12 protein-coding genes are annotated in these 15,526 nt (G+C 46.7%); 6 read left to right on the top strand and 6 right to left on the bottom strand.

Annotation, left to right across the window (positions count from 1 at the left end; translation table 11 throughout):
* Nucleotides 1-5: 5 nt before the first annotated feature.
* From GXP65_RS04110 to GXP65_RS04095, 4 genes are all read right to left on the bottom strand, one after another.
* Nucleotides 6-689, bottom strand: coding sequence for a transglutaminase-like cysteine peptidase (locus GXP65_RS04110; RefSeq protein WP_012130390.1), 684 nt, complete (start codon nucleotides 687-689; stop codon nucleotides 6-8).
* 113 nt (nucleotides 690-802) lie between these two features.
* Nucleotides 803-2,194 (bottom strand): HlyD family type I secretion periplasmic adaptor subunit, encoded by a 1,392-nt coding sequence (locus tag GXP65_RS04105; protein WP_045371313.1) that lies wholly within the window; start codon nucleotides 2,192-2,194, stop codon nucleotides 803-805.
* A gap of 112 nt (nucleotides 2,195-2,306) precedes the next feature.
* On the bottom strand, nucleotides 2,307-3,533 hold the full coding sequence (locus GXP65_RS04100) for a response regulator (RefSeq protein ID WP_162092087.1): 1,227 nt from the start codon (nucleotides 3,531-3,533) through the stop codon (nucleotides 2,307-2,309).
* Nucleotides 3,526-5,424, bottom strand: coding sequence for an ATP-binding protein (locus tag GXP65_RS04095; RefSeq protein WP_162092086.1), 1,899 nt, complete (start codon nucleotides 5,422-5,424; stop codon nucleotides 3,526-3,528). The genes GXP65_RS04100 and GXP65_RS04095 overlap by 8 nt, the downstream gene beginning before the upstream one ends.
* Before the next feature lie 128 nt (nucleotides 5,425-5,552).
* Here GXP65_RS04095 and pdxH point away from each other — a divergent pair, with 128 nt between their 5' ends.
* The gene (pdxH, locus tag GXP65_RS04090; RefSeq protein ID WP_162092085.1) at nucleotides 5,553-6,188 is read left to right on the top strand and encodes a pyridoxamine 5'-phosphate oxidase; all 636 of its coding nucleotides are present in this window, start codon (nucleotides 5,553-5,555) and stop codon (nucleotides 6,186-6,188) included.
* A gap of 68 nt (nucleotides 6,189-6,256) precedes the next feature.
* On the opposite strand, the gene GXP65_RS04085 is transcribed toward pdxH, so the two are convergent.
* A complete protein-coding gene (locus GXP65_RS04085; RefSeq protein ID WP_005428959.1) occupies nucleotides 6,257-6,976 on the bottom strand; it encodes a helix-turn-helix transcriptional regulator in 720 nt (239 codons plus the stop codon).
* A gap of 770 nt (nucleotides 6,977-7,746) precedes the next feature.
* On the opposite strand from GXP65_RS04085, the gene GXP65_RS04080 reads away from it, so the two are divergent.
* From GXP65_RS04080 to putP, 4 genes are all read left to right on the top strand, one after another.
* Nucleotides 7,747-8,559, top strand: coding sequence for an AraC family transcriptional regulator (locus tag GXP65_RS04080; RefSeq protein WP_162092084.1), 813 nt, complete (start codon nucleotides 7,747-7,749; stop codon nucleotides 8,557-8,559).
* 400 nt (nucleotides 8,560-8,959) lie between these two features.
* A complete protein-coding gene (gene putA / locus GXP65_RS04075) occupies nucleotides 8,960-12,091 on the top strand; it encodes a bifunctional proline dehydrogenase/L-glutamate gamma-semialdehyde dehydrogenase PutA (RefSeq protein ID WP_162092083.1) in 3,132 nt (1,043 codons plus the stop codon).
* An 11-nt stretch (nucleotides 12,092-12,102) separates the two neighbouring features.
* Nucleotides 12,103-12,810, top strand: coding sequence for a 1-pyrroline-5-carboxylate dehydrogenase (locus GXP65_RS04070; protein WP_038888670.1), 708 nt, complete (start codon nucleotides 12,103-12,105; stop codon nucleotides 12,808-12,810).
* Between the two features lie 137 nt (nucleotides 12,811-12,947).
* A complete protein-coding gene (putP, locus tag GXP65_RS04065; RefSeq protein WP_051117699.1) occupies nucleotides 12,948-14,441 on the top strand; it encodes a sodium/proline symporter PutP in 1,494 nt (497 codons plus the stop codon).
* A gap of 50 nt (nucleotides 14,442-14,491) precedes the next feature.
* On the opposite strand, the gene GXP65_RS04060 is transcribed toward putP, so the two are convergent.
* Entirely contained in the window at nucleotides 14,492-15,022 is a 531-nt protein-coding gene (locus GXP65_RS04060; protein WP_162092082.1) for a GNAT family N-acetyltransferase, read from the bottom strand.
* A gap of 148 nt (nucleotides 15,023-15,170) precedes the next feature.
* On the opposite strand from GXP65_RS04060, the gene GXP65_RS04055 reads away from it, so the two are divergent.
* Complete coding sequence (locus GXP65_RS04055; RefSeq protein ID WP_005428980.1) at nucleotides 15,171-15,410, top strand: hypothetical protein; 240 nt, start codon at nucleotides 15,171-15,173, stop codon at nucleotides 15,408-15,410.
* Nucleotides 15,411-15,526: the final 116 nt, after the last annotated feature.

The raw sequence follows: 15,526 nt of genomic DNA, 5'->3' as shown, positions 1-15,526 counted from the left end.
GTTTTTCACTCGTCATAGTTAATTTTAGGTTTCTTTAACTGCAACTTACGTTCGCGCGAGCGTAAGTCATTCCAAAGGCTCAAACGTGAGGCTTTTCCTGCTAGCTCTCCACTGCTGGCAGAAGACTTCATTAGCCACAAGTTTTTACCATTAAAACTGTAAATCGGTAGTAAGTCGCTACGCTTGGAAGCTCGAACAATTTCTGGGTTGAGATTGTCGAGGATGAGCGGCTCAGAGCTTGGTGTTGGGTAATACGCCAGCACCATGTGAAATTGATTTAGTCTGATCGCTTTTACGTACACCAAGCGCATTTTTGAATCTGGGATTCCGAGTTCGAGCAATGAGAAATACTTTGCTATCGTGAAGTCTTCACAATCACCGGCATTACTGCCTATAAACTCGAGTGGTGTTGCCCAATAGTCTTTTTTGCCCCACAAATTGATGTCATCGACAAAATAGAGTTGGTTAAAAAAGTTGTTCACACCGGAGAGTTTCTTTTTATTGCTCTGGACTTGTAAGGAATCCAAATTCTCTCGCCATGTTTTGACGCGCTGCCCTGCCCGTTCACCATAAACTGAAGTGACCGTATCGACCCATCGTTGCTCTTTGCTGTTGAGCGCCCCAATTTGGAACGAAAAACAACTGATGCTGATTAATAATGTAACTTTACGCTTCAATTTGGATGGCATATTCGACTCACATCACAAGTGTACCCTTGAAATGGGTTCGTTGGTGAGAAAAGTGCTTTTTATTTAACCACTTGTCATCATGTAAGAACACATTGTTTGTACCTTGCAAACACTTACTCCTTCAGTGCGTTGGTTTTGGCGCTCAAAATCGGTTTGAGTAGATATTCGAGTACCGTTCGTTTCCCTGTGATGATATCAACAGATGCTGTCATACCTGGAATGATAGGTAAGTCCGCATCTTGTCCGAAACTTGTTTTCTCTGTGCGTACACGGACGATGTAGAAGCTGTTGCCTTCTTCGTCCTGTGTGGTGTCGGCACTGATGTGTTCCAACTCTCCCTCTAAGCCGCCGTATTTAGTGAAGTCGTACGCAGTGAATTTCACGATGGCATGAAGGTCTGGACGCAAGAAAGCGATGTCCTTCGGCGCGATCTTCGCTTCCACTAATAAGGTGTCTTCGGTCGGCACGATTTCTACAATGTCCATACCCGGCTGGATAACGCCACCGACGGTGTTGACATTCAATGTCTTGATGGTGCCCGTTACTGGAGAAACCACCACGGTTCGGTTTACTCGGTCTTCCAAGCCCACCGCTGATTCGACTAGTGCTGAGAGCTGGTCTTGCGTGCTGTTGAGTTTTTCTTGTTGCTCGGAGCGGAATTTCAACGCGACATCGATACGGTTGAGCATCGATTCACGGATGCCCGATTTGATGACAGGGATCTTCAACTCGCTAGACGTCATTTCTCGACGGGTGTCGTTCACCTGACGTTGCAGCTTTAAGAGTTCAATTCTAGGTACGACGCCTTCATCAGCCAGAGGTTTGGTGATATCCAGTTCTTTCTTTGCATAACGATAGCTTTGACGAAGGTTGCTCACACGCGCTTGAATCTCCACCAAATCCTGTTGTTTCTGCTTAACTTGTTGGTCTATGACCGAAATTTGGTTGCGCAGGTTATCCAAGTCTTCGCGGTATTCTGCTTTCTGACGTTGAGTCAGGCGAGGGCGGTTCTCTTCAAGTGTTGGTGGGAACGTCAGTTTGCCGTAGTCGATAACGACATTCTTTTCCCAGTTGCTGTCGTCAAAATCACGATTGACTTCGACACTGTTGATTGAGGCTGAAAGCTGCAGTACCGAGGCGGTTAAGTTGGCAACTTGCTGTTCGCGCTCACGAAAATCGGAGCGGAAGCGGGTATCGTCAATCAGCAGCAGTTGCTGACCTTTCTCAACTTGTTGGCCTTCTTTGACTAAGATCTCTTTGACCAAACCACCTTCCAAGTTTTGCACCACTTGGATTTGAGAAGATGGAATGACTTTGCCTTGGCCTACGGTCACTTTGTCGATCTCAGCCCATGATGCCCAGCCAATGGCCGCAACAAAAAACAGCACCATCACCCACAGCATTAAGCGGGCACTATTTGGCGTGTTTAAGAGCAAAGCAGCGGTTTTGTCATCAACAAAGTCTAGCTCGTCGCTGCTCAGTTTGTTGTAGTTGTCTCGGCTCATCACATTCCTTGTTCTATAAAGACGGTTTATCTTTTTGATCTTATTATTATTAACCGAGCATGTCAGCATGCTCGGTTAATAAAAATGTGTGAAAGGGTAAGCATCCCTTTGTTTACTGTGCCTTGAACTGTGTTTTGTCCAACTGATGTTTTTTTAGTTTGTCATACAAGGTTTTGCGCGACACTTGTAATTCTAGTTGAACCTCTTTGAGTCTGCCTCTGTGTCGTTGCAAGGCGTCAAACAATAAGCAGTATTCAAAGTGTTCTGTGCGTTGAGTCATACTTTGGATTTCGATGCTCTTTTCACTGCTCCAATCCTCCATACGAAACACATCGGGTTTTAGCGCTCTTAACTCCGCAAATTGCCTCAATTGTTTGATGTTTTCAGGCCAATCGAGTTCCGTAACGCGTTTTACCTCATCGAGACTAATCTGAGGAGGTTGGAGTTGATAGCGACTCGCTGCGTGACGCACAAAGTGTTTGTATAGGGGACCGATGTCTTCTTTGCGTTCATTCAAGCTTGGCATACGAATTATCCTTACTGAGCTTTCAATGTCTTTGTCGACTGTGTTGGCTGCGCCAAAGACACGTTGCAGTTTTGGGTGTTCAAATAAGCATTGCCACTGTTTTGTCGAGATGTGTTCTGCACTGTGCAGGTACAAACTGCAATGGCTTTTACCGTCCGTAAGATGATGTATGGCTTTGTCTAGTGCATCGAGAGAAAGCTCGTACAAATCTTCGCCAGAAGCAATGAACAATTCATTTTCCGGTGTGGCGTGAATATCGTGAGCAAACTGCGCAGCCAGTCTTCTTCCTGTTCCATCTTCACCGACAAAAATCAGCGGCTGGTGGAGCGGGGTGCTGATCAAGGTACGGCGAATGTCGACCATGGCTTGGCTGTGACCAATCATCTTGGGACCAACATGGGTTTGCATGTCGAGTTCTTTTTTAAGCCAGACGTTTTCTCGTAATAAGGCCAACTTGTCACCAGCGTTATTAAGTGACTTAAGTAACTGTTCGGTAGAGAAGGGTTTTTCGAGAAAATCGTACGCACCACTCTTCATCGCTTCGACGGCAGTTTTCACATCGCCATGGCCGGTTAAGACGATAAATTGAAAGTGACTATTTTTGCCTAGCAGTGTGCGCATAAACTCTAGGCCATTCATCACGGGCATATGGATATCAGTGATGATCAATGCCGGTGCGCTTGGGTCTATTTGTTGCAGCGCTTCAACTGCGTTTGGAAAGCAAGTGACGTCAATCCCTTCGATTAATAGCGCTTGAGTAACCGCATCTCGGATATGGGGTTCATCATCAACAAAGAAAACGGGATTATGCATGAGAGTGTTCCTCTGCAGGACGAGGTGGGACTAAAGGCACGCTGACAATAAAGGTCATGCCGCCTGACTGCTGGGATTGCGTATCCATATCACTGAAAGCACTGTGATTGTAAGCACTTAGAGAGCCTTGATAGCTTTCTAAAATACGTTTTGAAATGGTTAAACCCAGCCCAAGTCCCTCAGGTTTAGTGGTGAAAAATGGATCGAATACTTTGGCTAATGCTTGTTCTGACATACCTGGTCCGTTGTCGGAAATCAGAATATCGCAGTTGTTTTCATTGCACTGTATCGCGATCGAAATTTGTGGATCGACACAGTGTCCTTCCATCGCTTGGGCTGCATTATGGAAGAGGTTTATCAGTACTTGCTCTAGCTCGACGCTGTGAATGGCGAGTTTCACGTCGCATTCAATATTTGGCACTTTTAGCGTCACCCCTTGTTTGATCAGCTTGCTGCTCAGAATGCGCGTTGCGTTATGTACCGCGTCGTGTAGCACGGACACCTCGTTGTGCGAATTATTGTCCGTTTTGCGCGTAAAGACTTTCAAACGAGCAATGACTTCGGCAATGGTGTCATTGAGAGAGAGCATTTTGCCGAGATTATCTGTCACCATAGAGTAGCGTTCCATCGCCATTAAACGTTGAGAGTTTTCTGTATAGGTGCGAAGTGCAGCAAGTGGTTGGTTGATTTCATGATTGATGCTGGCAGACAGCTCGCCCAATAGTGCGAGTTTCGCGGCTTGAGTGAGCTCTTGTTGGGTTTGCTTGAGCGCTTGTTGACTTTGTTCATATTGGTGCACGGTTTGTTGCAGCTGGTGGTTGGCTTGGCTCAGTACTATGGTGCGTTCCGTGACCTTTTCTTCCAAGTTTGTATTCATATTTGCTAATCGTGCTTTGTTGACTAGCATTTGAAACCACGCTAAGGCTATTAGGCCAACGAGCGAATACAGCAAAAGGTAAATCACATCCGCTTGCAATACCGCAGCAAACACTTCTTGTTGGCTAATCAGAGCGACAACACGAAAACCTTTGTCGAATAAGTTTGTTGCGTAAGCGAGGTAGTTGGGTGAAACCAATAGCTGATTGTTCTCCAACTGCGTCGCGCCGCTTTGTCCAGTCAACTCGCCACGATATTGAGGCAAGGTATCACCGTATTGTTGAGTCTGGTTAAGCTCTCGTTTTGCCTGTTCAGACAATGGGAATAGGGCTCGGTAGCGCCAATCGGGCAAGTTGCTCATGAAGACGACATCGTGCACACCGGTAACCAGTAACCCACCATTTTCTTGGGTTAACCCTTTTTCGAGTTGCTCCAAGTTTACTTTAACCGTAATGACGCCAGCGACCTCACCCTCAACCCAAAGCGGGGATGAGAAAAAGTAGCCGCGTTTGTTGGAACGTACGCCAAGGGCAACGTACTGAGCTTTCTCCCCATTTAAGGCGTGTTGAAAGTATGGACGGAAGGCAAAGTTCGAGCCCACAAAGCTGTCGTCTTGCTGGTAGTTACTAGATGCGATAACTAAGCCGGTTTTGTCGTGCACATAGATGGTATCAGCGAGGCTTTGTGCTAACCAATCGGCGAGCAATAAGTTGAGCGATTTTGATGGCTTACCTACTTTGACGGCTTCAAGCAATCTTGGATCATGGCTGAGTAAGTTCGGGATTTGCTCAAACTTTGCCAATTCATAATCGATTTCTTGGGCGACCTGTGAAGCTTGAGTTTGTAACTTGCTTTGCCACTGATCATGTTGATGCTGGGTTGCGTATTTATGGGTCAACATTAGCCCGACCAGACCGATGGCGAGCAAGACCAACAAAAAATGGCGCAGAGCTTTGGGGTTAAGTAGGTTCACGATTGGCTCACTGGTTTTTAACGCCATGTTATCAAAAGGCATTTAATGATGTTGTGAGCTGCTGCGACAACGTGACACAGCACAAAACTGCAATCAGGGTTCTTGCTTGCTGTCCTTGTATTTCCTTAGTATCGGGCGCACAATCGACAAAAACGAGTGAAGGAGTGAAGATGGAACTTGCTGATATTCGTCGTGAGTACACAAAAGGTGGCCTGCGTCGTAAAGATTTAAAAGCAGATCCGATTGATCAATTTAACCTATGGTTAGAGCAAGCGGTACAAGCGGGGCTAACGGATCCTACGGCGATGACGGTCGCAACAGTGGACGAAAACGGCATGCCGTTTCAACGTATCGTGCTGCTAAAAAGTGTCGATAAAGATGGCTTTGTGTTCTACACCAACTTGGGCAGCCGCAAAGCGCAGCAGCTTGGGCATAACAGCAACATCAGCCTGCATTTCCCATGGCACCCCCTTGAGCGTCAGGTTCACATCACGGGCGTGGCAGAAAAGCTAACACCGATGGAGAACATGAAGTACTTCACTTCTCGCCCGAAAGAGAGCCAATTAGCGGCGATCGCAAGCAAGCAAAGCAGCCGCATCTCTGCACGTGGCGTATTGGAAGGTAAGTTTTTAGAGCTGAAGCAGAAGTTTGCTAAAGGTGAGATTCCTATGCCAACCTTCTGGGGCGGTTTCCGCGTTAAGCCACAAAGCATTGAGTTCTGGCAAGGTGGTGAACACCGTCTGCATGACCGCTTCTTGTTCTCAAATCAAGAAGGTGAGTGGAACATCGACCGTCTTGCGCCGTAGTCACTTCGATGACGAGATAAAAAAACACCGCCGAAATGGGCGGTGTTTTTGTTTTCGAGTTTGGAAATTCAACGTTCGCCATTGAGAACAACAGACAACTGATGTTTCAGCAGCGTCTTTGGCACGATGGAGCCGTAACCTGCTTCCATCGCTTTATCGATAAGCTCGTTCTTACTGTTGGCTTCAAATTTAGTGCGCAGACGAGCGACATGCCCTTCTACTGTCTTGGTTGAAATCCCCATCACTTGAGAGATAAATTGCGGTTTCTTACCATAGAGCAGTAAGAATAGCGTCTCTTGCTCACGGCAGGTCAGCTTTTCTGGCTCGGGTTTAAGATTAGAAAAACGGAAGATAGACTGTTGATTTGGTGCACCACCAATGGCTCGGCAAACCCAATAGCCGACTTCAATCACAGCGGTGTCCGTTAGCTCACGGCCATAAAAGATGGTACCAATGATGTTGCCGTCTTCATCTCTCCAAGGTGTCTTGGTAAAAATGTGCGCGCGCCAATGGCCATCTGGATAAGGATGTATATCAAGGATCTTCAGCGACTCGCCGGTTTCAATCACATGCTTGTCTTGTTCTTGAAAGTCTTGGGCGCACTCAATGGTAGGGCTAGCCATTTCGAAGTCTGTCTTACCGATACAAGCTTCGGGCGAATCGTACCCAATTAACTCGGCGTATTCCTGATTCACATAGCGGAATACCGAATCTTTATCTTTGCATCCCCAACAACCCGGTAGCTGTCGAAGGAGCGACTGTTCTATGGTATTGACTGGAATATTCACAAGGGACTCACTACTGCTATATCGCCTGCATGATTACAGGTCGTTCCCTCACTTTGCTTTGCCTGCGTTTACATTATCGCATTACCTTGATCATGCTTTCGAGAATCGCGCCAGATAGAACTGGAAGAGAGAAGGTCTATCAAGATAGCTCTGCGTGATGATTAACGTCAGGATACAGTGAGATGTCCGATATATTAGCAGCTTATGCCATTGTTTTCATTGGCGATAGGCAAAAAAAAGCCAGCCTGAAGACGGGCTGGCAACACAAGATATAATCTTGTCGACGTGTAGAAGAGGTTCTAAATTACGTAGCGAGGGTCTGCTAAGTAAGTTAGAGGTATCAAGTAGATACCGATGAGCTCAGGGTCGTATGCATCCTAGAGCTCGAGGTCTAATGTATTGAATCGAGAAGAGGTTAGTAAGGGGGGAAATCCCTCTATGCCACTGTTTTTCGGGCATTTCGTGCGCGTTCGATCGTAATTTTCATCTTACCTTTTACATTAATGTGCATTTTAATTGCGAGGATCTTTGCTAAGTGTTTGTCTCACCTTTGGTAATTTTTGCTATCTGCCCGTTTTTGTTAAAAAAATTGGTTGCACATTGACCGTAAGTTACTCTTACATGATCATCGTTCCGGAACTATGATCATGTAGAGAGCCTTGATCGTGTTGGTTTGATCTTGTGCGATTGACTCGGGGAGGAGTTGCAACCCAACCGAGAAGGTATATGATGCCAAGGTGTAAGCTGACCGTGTAAAGACGACTGTTGAAATGAGTAACCCAGATAACCCGAAAGCCCTGCTGCATAAAGAGATCATGCTGCCTAAGCCAGCAGAATTGATCACGCTTCCGTCTTATATGGAATGCCATGATCATGCTTACACCCAGATCGTGATCGGCTTGAAAGGACAAGCGGAATTTGAAGTGCGTGGACAGGGCAACCTGGTTGGTCCGGGACAAGGTTGTATCGTAACAGCGTCTTCTGATCATGCTTTCGGCGGCGTGATTCATCAATCAGATATTTTGGTGCTCAATATGCCAAAGCCAGCCAATGATGACTCCGAGATGCTGCAGAAAATCAACAATCTAGAGCGTTCTCATCTTTACTTCCAGTTGGATGGTCAAATCCAAAAGCTGATTCAGATGCTGGTGCAAGAGATGCGTAATCACCCAGATGACCTACTGCTAAGCCGTGCGTGTAACGATACCGTGATTGCTCTGATGCAGCGTCATATCTCAGCATTTGAAACGTCGAGGAAAGAGTCTCGCTTTGATCTGGATGCGATTGACCGTTACATCGAGCAGCACTTGAGCCACAAAATCAGTGTGGCGCAGCTGGCGGGCAGTGTGTTTTTGGGCGAAAGCCAATTCCATAGCTTGTTCAAAGATCAGATGGGCATTACGCCGCATCAGTACGTGCTAGGCAAACGCATCGACATGGCGCGCGATTTGATTGAACAAGGTCACTTAACCTTGGGACAAATTGCTGAATTCACAGGTTTCTCGAGCCAAAGTACCTTTACGCATACTTTTACTCGTTTACAAGGGTTATCGCCTTCTCAGTATAAGAAACAGGTTGGCTAACTATATTGGTATAGTTGCTTATCTGATGACAGCCGCGCATGAGTCGCGGCTTTTTTGTGCTTGCGTTTTGTACAGGAAAGTCGAACTTTTTTGCGTAATTCTCCGAAAGTTTTCATTGTTTTTGTCCGTTCCTCACAAAAGCGCAATCTAAATCCTTCTTATTCAAACAAAAATTGCTCAAAACCTATCTACCTTTGTTGTAAATGACGGGCAAAGATGAATTTTTACAACACAATATATTATGTAATTGCGTGTGACTATGTAGATGTTTTGTTATAAAAGCGAGTTTTTAGCAAAAAGCTCGGAGTTTTTGACAAGTATTCTTCTCGGGCTCAAAATACACTGCCAGCCATTGATGATCCTCGAAGCGGTTTTCGAGGAGAGAGATTGAGGAAAACGCATGTTTACTGCAACGAACGTGTTAACACCGGAATTTATCGAGCAGCCGCTTGATAAGTTGTGGTCACTGATCTCGCCATTGTACATGGTGGACGAGTCTCAATGGCTAGAGCAATTATTGCCACTAGCGACGCCGACAGCGGAAGAAAAATCGGCAATCACGATCCAAACAACCCAGCTTATCGAAGCCATCCGTGCGGATAAGAAGTCAATTCAGATGATTGATGCGCTACTGCTGGAATACAGCTTAGATACTCATGAAGGTATCTTGCTGATGTGTCTTGCAGAAGCATTGATGCGTATTCCTGATTCAGCAACGGCGGATGCACTGATTAAAGATAAGTTAAGCGTAGCGGATTGGAAATCTCATCTTAAGAGTTCTGATTCCGTGTTCGTTAACGCTTCAACTTGGGGCTTAATGCTAACGGGTAAAGTGATTGGTCTTGGTGAGCAAGAAACCCAGAGCCCAGGTCAGGCTGTAAACCGTCTGGTAAACAAATTCTCAGAACCTGTGATTCGCAAAGCCATGTATCAGGCAATGAAGATCATGGGTCATCAGTTTGTACGTGGTCGTACTATTGAAGAAGCGCAGAAGAACGGTCGTCCAATGCGCGACAAAGGTTTCACTTACTCATTCGATATGTTGGGTGAAGCGGCGCTGACCACGGCAGACGCAAGCAAGTACTTCAAAGATTACCTAATGGCGATTGAAGCCGTTGGCCGCGAAACGTACGGCAGTGATACGAGCCCTGCGCCTTCTGTCTCTATTAAGCTTTCTGCACTTCACCCACGTTACGAAGTGGCGAATGAAGAACGCGTGATGACAGAGCTTTATGACACCTTAACGCAACTGCTTAAACGCGCTATCGAAGTGGATGTTGCCATCACGATTGACGCAGAAGAAGCGGACCGTCTTGAGCTGTCATTAAAACTGTTTGAAAAACTGTACCGCAGCGACCTAGTGAAAGGTTGGGGCAAGTTTGGTCTAGTAGTTCAAGCCTACTCGAAACGTGCACTGCCTGTACTCGTATGGCTAAACGGTCTAGCGAAAGAGCAGGGTGATTTGATCCCGCTTCGTCTAGTAAAAGGCGCGTACTGGGACAGCGAAATCAAGTGGTCGCAACAAGCGGGTTACGAGAACTACCCTGTTTACACGCGTAAAGAAGCGACGGATGTTGCTTACCTAGCGTGTGCGCGTTTCCTACTGAGTGAAGGCGTGCGCGGTAATATCTTCCCGCAGTTTGCTAGTCACAACGCGCACACTGTTACTGCGATTGCTGTAATGGCAGAGCACAAAGATTACGAATTCCAACGTCTGCATGGTATGGGTGATTCGCTTTATAACCATGTAATGGACACTTATGGTCAGCCAGTACGTATTTACGCGCCAGTCGGTAGCCATGCGGATCTACTGCCTTACTTGGTTCGTCGCTTACTAGAAAACGGCGCAAACAGTTCGTTTGTGCACCGTTTGGTGGATGCGCGTTGTCCTATTTCAGAGCTGACGCATCATCCTGTTGATGTGCTGACCTCTTTTGAGACGCTACACAACGGTCAAATTCCAATGCCAACCGGCATCTTCCCAGAGCGTAAAAACTCGTACGGTGTGAACGTTGATATCGATAGCGAAGCGAAGCCGTTTGAAGCGCAGGTTGAAAGTTTCCTGAACCAGAAGTGGACCGCGGGTCCGATCATCAACGGCGAAAAACATGCCGAAAGCATGATCAAGGAAAACTCTGCAGAGATCATTACTGCCCCTTACGATCGTCGTATTGAAGTGGGTCAGGTGGCTTTCGCAAGCCTTGATCATGTTTCCGCTGCAATCGAAGCGGCTGATGCTGCATTCCCAGAGTGGAAAGGCACCGCAATTGAACAAAAAGCGGCGTGCCTAGATAAGCTTGCGGATCTGATGGAAGAAAACTTGGCTGAGCTGGTGGCGATTTGTCACCAAGAAGCGGGTAAGACGATTCACGATAGTATTGATGAAGTGCGTGAAGCGGTCGATTTCTGTCGTTACTACGCGAAACAAGCGCAAAACCTTCAACCGTTCGAATTAGAAGGCTTTGATGGCGTGAAACGCATTTCTAGCCGCGAAGGCTTGGGTGTATTCGTTTGTATTAGCCCATGGAACTTCCCTCTGGCGATCTTCCTTGGTCAAGTCACAGCGGCATTGGTTGCAGGTAACACAGTTGTGGCTAAGCCAGCTGAGCAAACCAGCTTAATTGCGGCGCGTGCGATTGAACTGATGCTAGAAGCAGGCTTCCCGGCGGGCGTGATTCAGCTATTGCCGGGCCGTGGTGGTGAAATCGGTCATGCATTGACATCTCACGATGCGATTGCTGGTGTGGCATTTACTGGTTCGACAGCAACGGCGCAACGCATCAATGTGACGCTTGCCGAGCGTAGCGCGAAGCCAGTACCGTTTATCGCTGAAACTGGCGGTCAAAACGCCATGATTGTGGATAGTACGGCACTACCAGAACAAGTTGTGCGTGACGTGATTCGTTCTGCTTTCGCTTCTGCTGGTCAACGTTGTTCTGCCCTGCGCGTTCTGTTCGTTCAAGAAGACGTTGCGGATCGCATCATCAACCTTATCCAAGGTGCGATGAATGAACTGCATGTTGGTATTCCTTACCTACACAAAACCGATGTGGGTCCGGTTATCGACAGCAATGCAAAAAATAAACTCCTTGCTCACCTAGAGCACATGACAAACACGCAAACCAAAGTTGCACAGCTGCAATTGGATGAAGCGTGTCAGCACGGTGATTTTGTATCACCAAGTGCGTTCGAAATCTCGGGCATTAATGTTCTGAAAGAAGAGCAATTCGGTCCTATCTTGCACATTGTTCGCTTTAAAGCGTCTGAGTTACCAAATGTGGTTGAGCAAATCAACCAAACTGGTTTTGGTCTCACAATGGGCATCCACAGCCGTAACGAAACCACTTACCGTTGGATTGAAAAACACGCTCGCGTGGGTAACTGCTACATCAACCGCGATCAGGTCGGTGCGGTCGTTGGCGTTCAGCCATTCGGTGGTCAAGGTTTGTCGGGTACGGGTCCGAAGGCCGGTGGTCCTCACTACCTATACCGCTTTACTAAACAACATCTTGTTCAAGCAGATAAGGCGTAAGGAGTCGCATTATGGTTCATCAGATCACGTTTTTTAAAGATGCATTCTCTGCGTGGGAGCAGTGGAATCTGACCGATTTTGATTACAAATGCGAGCATTTGCTGGCATTTAAATCTGCCATTGAAGAGCAGCATAGCGTGGTTGGCAAAGTGGTGTCTTACCACTTACAGCAAGCCTCGTCTCTGTTGGCAGAAACTCATCAGTTAGTGGGCCCTACGGGTGAAACTAACGAGCTGTACACAGCGGGTCGCGGTGTGGCTTTGGTCGTTTGTGAAAACAACCTAGAACACACAGAGAACGCACTGTACAGCACATTTGCAATGATCACCTGTGCTTTGATTGCAGGCAACAGTGTGGTGATTTGCAGTGACAATGCAGAGCTTAATCAATTGGTTAAGCATGCTGTGGCGTCAGCAAACTTCCCATCTAACTTAGTCCAAGTGGTTGCGTACGATGCGTCTTCCCCGTTGTTAGACAGTGACGTACGTAGTGTGGGTTATGTTGGGCATTCACAGGTTGAGCACGCGCTTAACCTGCAACTGGCTAAGCGTGACGGTGCCATCGTCGGCTTAGTTTCTGAAACGGATTTAGAGTCACCGACATTGACTCATGATCCTCATCTGTCGTTGCGCTTCATTACTGAGCGTACTCGAACGATAAATATTACAGCAGTGGGCGGTAACGCGACTCTACTCGAGTTGGGAAGCGACTCCCACTAACCTGACTTGTGATACCAATCTGAATCAAAAGGGCCTGAGAGCTTATCCGGATTGGTATCTCTTGCTTTGATGTATTGCTGCGATGGCAAAATATCAAAGAGGGCAAGGAAGGAAATAATTATAACGAGGACTATCAAATGATAGAAAATAGCTTTGCTATCACGACCACTTTCGTGGCGTACTTACTAATTATGGTTGCCATTGGCGTTTACGCGTATAAGAGGACTTCCAATTCATCTGACTACTTCCTAGGTGGTCGTAGCCTTGGTCCATGGCCAGCGGCACTTTCTGCGGGCGCATCAGACATGAGTGGCTGGTTGCTACTTGGTCTTCCGGGGTATGCGTATGCAGCAGGTATTGAAGCATTCTGGCTAGCAGGTGGTCTGCTTGTGGGTACATGGCTAAACTGGTTAATCAGTGCAAAACGCCTACGTACGTACAGCATTCAAACGGATGCACTAACGCTGCCTGAATTCCTGTCGCGTCGCTTTAACGATAAGTCGAAACTGATTCAGACAATCTCTGCGTTCTTCATTCTTCTATTCTTCCTTTTCTACACCAGCTCAGGCTTGGTAGCAGGGGGTAAACTGTTTGAGACCGTATTCGGCTTGGATTACAGCATTGCCGTTATCGTTGGTACGGTGTGTGTGGTTTCATACACGCTATTTGGTGGTTTCCTAGCGGTATCTTGGACGGACTTGGTACAAGGTCTATTGATGGCGGCGGCGCTAATGATCGTGCCTGTTGCCGTTATGGATGGTGGCCTAGGTCAACTAGCGACGGATATGCACAACATCAACCCAGAGCTATTAACGCTATGGAACGACGTAAAAGGTGAGCCTCTATCGGCTGTCGCGATCATCTCTTTGGTGGCATGGGGTCTTGGTTACTTTGGTCAACCGCACATCCTAGCGCGTTTTAAAGCTTCTCGTTCAAACAAAGATCTAACAACAGCGCGTCGTATCGCTGTGGGTTGGACTGCGCTTTCTATGGCGGGTGCAATGCTAGTTGGTCTTGTTGGTCTAGTGTGGGTAACTGGTCACCCTGGTATGCAGGTTGATGATGGCGAGAAAATCTTCATGCTATTGGTGAACACGGTATTCCACCCAGTGATTGCAGGTATCCTATTGGCGGCAATCCTAGCGGCGGTAATGAGTACAGCGGATTCACAGCTTCTAGTATCTTCATCAGCTCTAGCAGAAGACTTCTACAAGCAAGTGATTAAGCCAGATGCAACGTCTGAAGAAGTGGTAATGATCGGTCGTGTAGGCGTTATCGTGATTTCTCTTATTGCGCTATTCCTAGCAATGACGCCAGACAGCTCTGTTCTTGGTCTTGTATCTTACGCTTGGGCAGGCTTTGGTGCTGCGTTTGGTCCAGCAGTTGTGCTTAGCCTTTACTGGAGTGGTATGAACCGTAACGGCGCACTAGCAGGTATCCTAATTGGTGGCGTGACTATCGTTGTTTGGAAACAGCTAACAGGCGGTTGGTTCGACGTTTACGAAATCGTACCAGGTATCATCTTCTCAACAATTGCGATCGTTGTTGTAAGTAAGTTGACTGGTGGTGCAGCGCAAGAAGTGCTTGAGCAACACAAAGAATACGAGAAGAAATTGGTTGAGCTAGACTAATCATTCTCAAGTGAAAACAAAGCCCGCGACCATCGCGGGCTTTTTTGCTTTTAATGACGGATTTTGGCGTAAACTACCGTGTTACTCAGTTCTCCTGAGGTAGAAACACGATCGTGTCTAAGCTCACCCTCAAAGTCATAACCACAACGCTTTGCGACGGCACGGCTTTTAGCATTGCTTGCATCTGCGGTAATCGCAATGCGTCTCGCACCAAGGTCCTCGAACGCGTAGCGCTCTAGTTCAAGCACCGCTTCAGAAATATAGCCATTACCTACAGCGCTATCATCCTGCCAGTAACCGATTTCAAATGAGGGTACTTCCTGATCTTTAATCATTAAGCCAACGGCACCAATTAAGCGATCACTCTCTTTTTCAATGATGAAGTAACGTAATTCCTCTTCGAAATTTTCAAAGTTCGCGATGGCTTTTTCTGTTCCCTCAATCATGGCCTCTAGTGTGAGCACATGTGGTACCCAAGGAAGATACACTTCGAGTGTCTTTTGGCTTCGTAATACCGCTTGATGTGCCTCTTCTGCACGCTCTAAACAAGCGGGAATTAGCTTAAGACGTTTCGTTTCCATTCCGGCTCTCCTTTGGGTGAAAAATAAACGAAAAATCATTTAAACAGATGTACTTAGAATGATCTAGTTGTTCGCACAATATTATTCACTTGGTTTGCTTGGAAGAACCTGAGAGAATTGTATGGTTATTCAAATCACTAGGTTCATTATGAAACTTTTAGTAAGAAACTTGGCTCGTCAAACGACTGAGCAAGACATGCGTGCACTGTTCTCTGAGCACGGCAAAGTGGAACTTTGTACATTGGTTCTTGATCAAGAAACCGGTTTATCAAAAGGCTTCGGCTTTGTGATCATGCCAGATGAAGCAGAAGCGATTGCTGCACTGGAAGCGCTGAACATGACCAGCGTAGCGAAAAGCAAGATTCGCGTGAAAGTCGCTCAAGACTAAGAGAGAGAAAAGCCAGCATCACTGCTGGCTTTTTTGTATTAAGCATTCTCAGTTATCACTCTTATGTTCAAGTTATTTTATTTATTGCGCTAACCACTTTTATCGGAGTAAGTGTG

Source organism: Vibrio sp. LB10LO1 (genome assembly GCF_010092875.1).
Classification (GTDB): domain Bacteria; phylum Pseudomonadota; class Gammaproteobacteria; order Enterobacterales; family Vibrionaceae; genus Vibrio; species Vibrio campbellii.
This window is presented reverse-complemented; position numbering and strand designations above follow the sequence as displayed.

Coding starts and splice junctions, on each gene's coding strand:
- GXP65_RS04110 (WP_012130390.1), bottom strand. CDS start 689: ATGCCATCCAAATTGAAGCGTAAAGTTACATTATTAATCAGCATCAGT.
- GXP65_RS04105 (WP_045371313.1), bottom strand. CDS start 2,194: ATGAGCCGAGACAACTACAACAAACTGAGCAGCGACGAGCTAGACTTT.
- GXP65_RS04100 (WP_162092087.1), bottom strand. CDS start 3,533: ATGCATAATCCCGTTTTCTTTGTTGATGATGAACCCCATATCCGAGAT.
- GXP65_RS04095 (WP_162092086.1), bottom strand. CDS start 5,424: ATGCCTTTTGATAACATGGCGTTAAAAACCAGTGAGCCAATCGTGAAC.
- pdxH (WP_162092085.1), top strand. CDS start 5,553: ATGGAACTTGCTGATATTCGTCGTGAGTACACAAAAGGTGGCCTGCGT.
- GXP65_RS04080 (WP_162092084.1), top strand. CDS start 7,747: ATGAGTAACCCAGATAACCCGAAAGCCCTGCTGCATAAAGAGATCATG.
- putA (WP_162092083.1), top strand. CDS start 8,960: ATGTTTACTGCAACGAACGTGTTAACACCGGAATTTATCGAGCAGCCG.
- GXP65_RS04070 (WP_038888670.1), top strand. CDS start 12,103: ATGGTTCATCAGATCACGTTTTTTAAAGATGCATTCTCTGCGTGGGAG.
- putP (WP_051117699.1), top strand. CDS start 12,948: ATGATAGAAAATAGCTTTGCTATCACGACCACTTTCGTGGCGTACTTA.
- GXP65_RS04060 (WP_162092082.1), bottom strand. CDS start 15,022: ATGGAAACGAAACGTCTTAAGCTAATTCCCGCTTGTTTAGAGCGTGCA.
- GXP65_RS04055 (WP_005428980.1), top strand. CDS start 15,171: ATGAAACTTTTAGTAAGAAACTTGGCTCGTCAAACGACTGAGCAAGAC.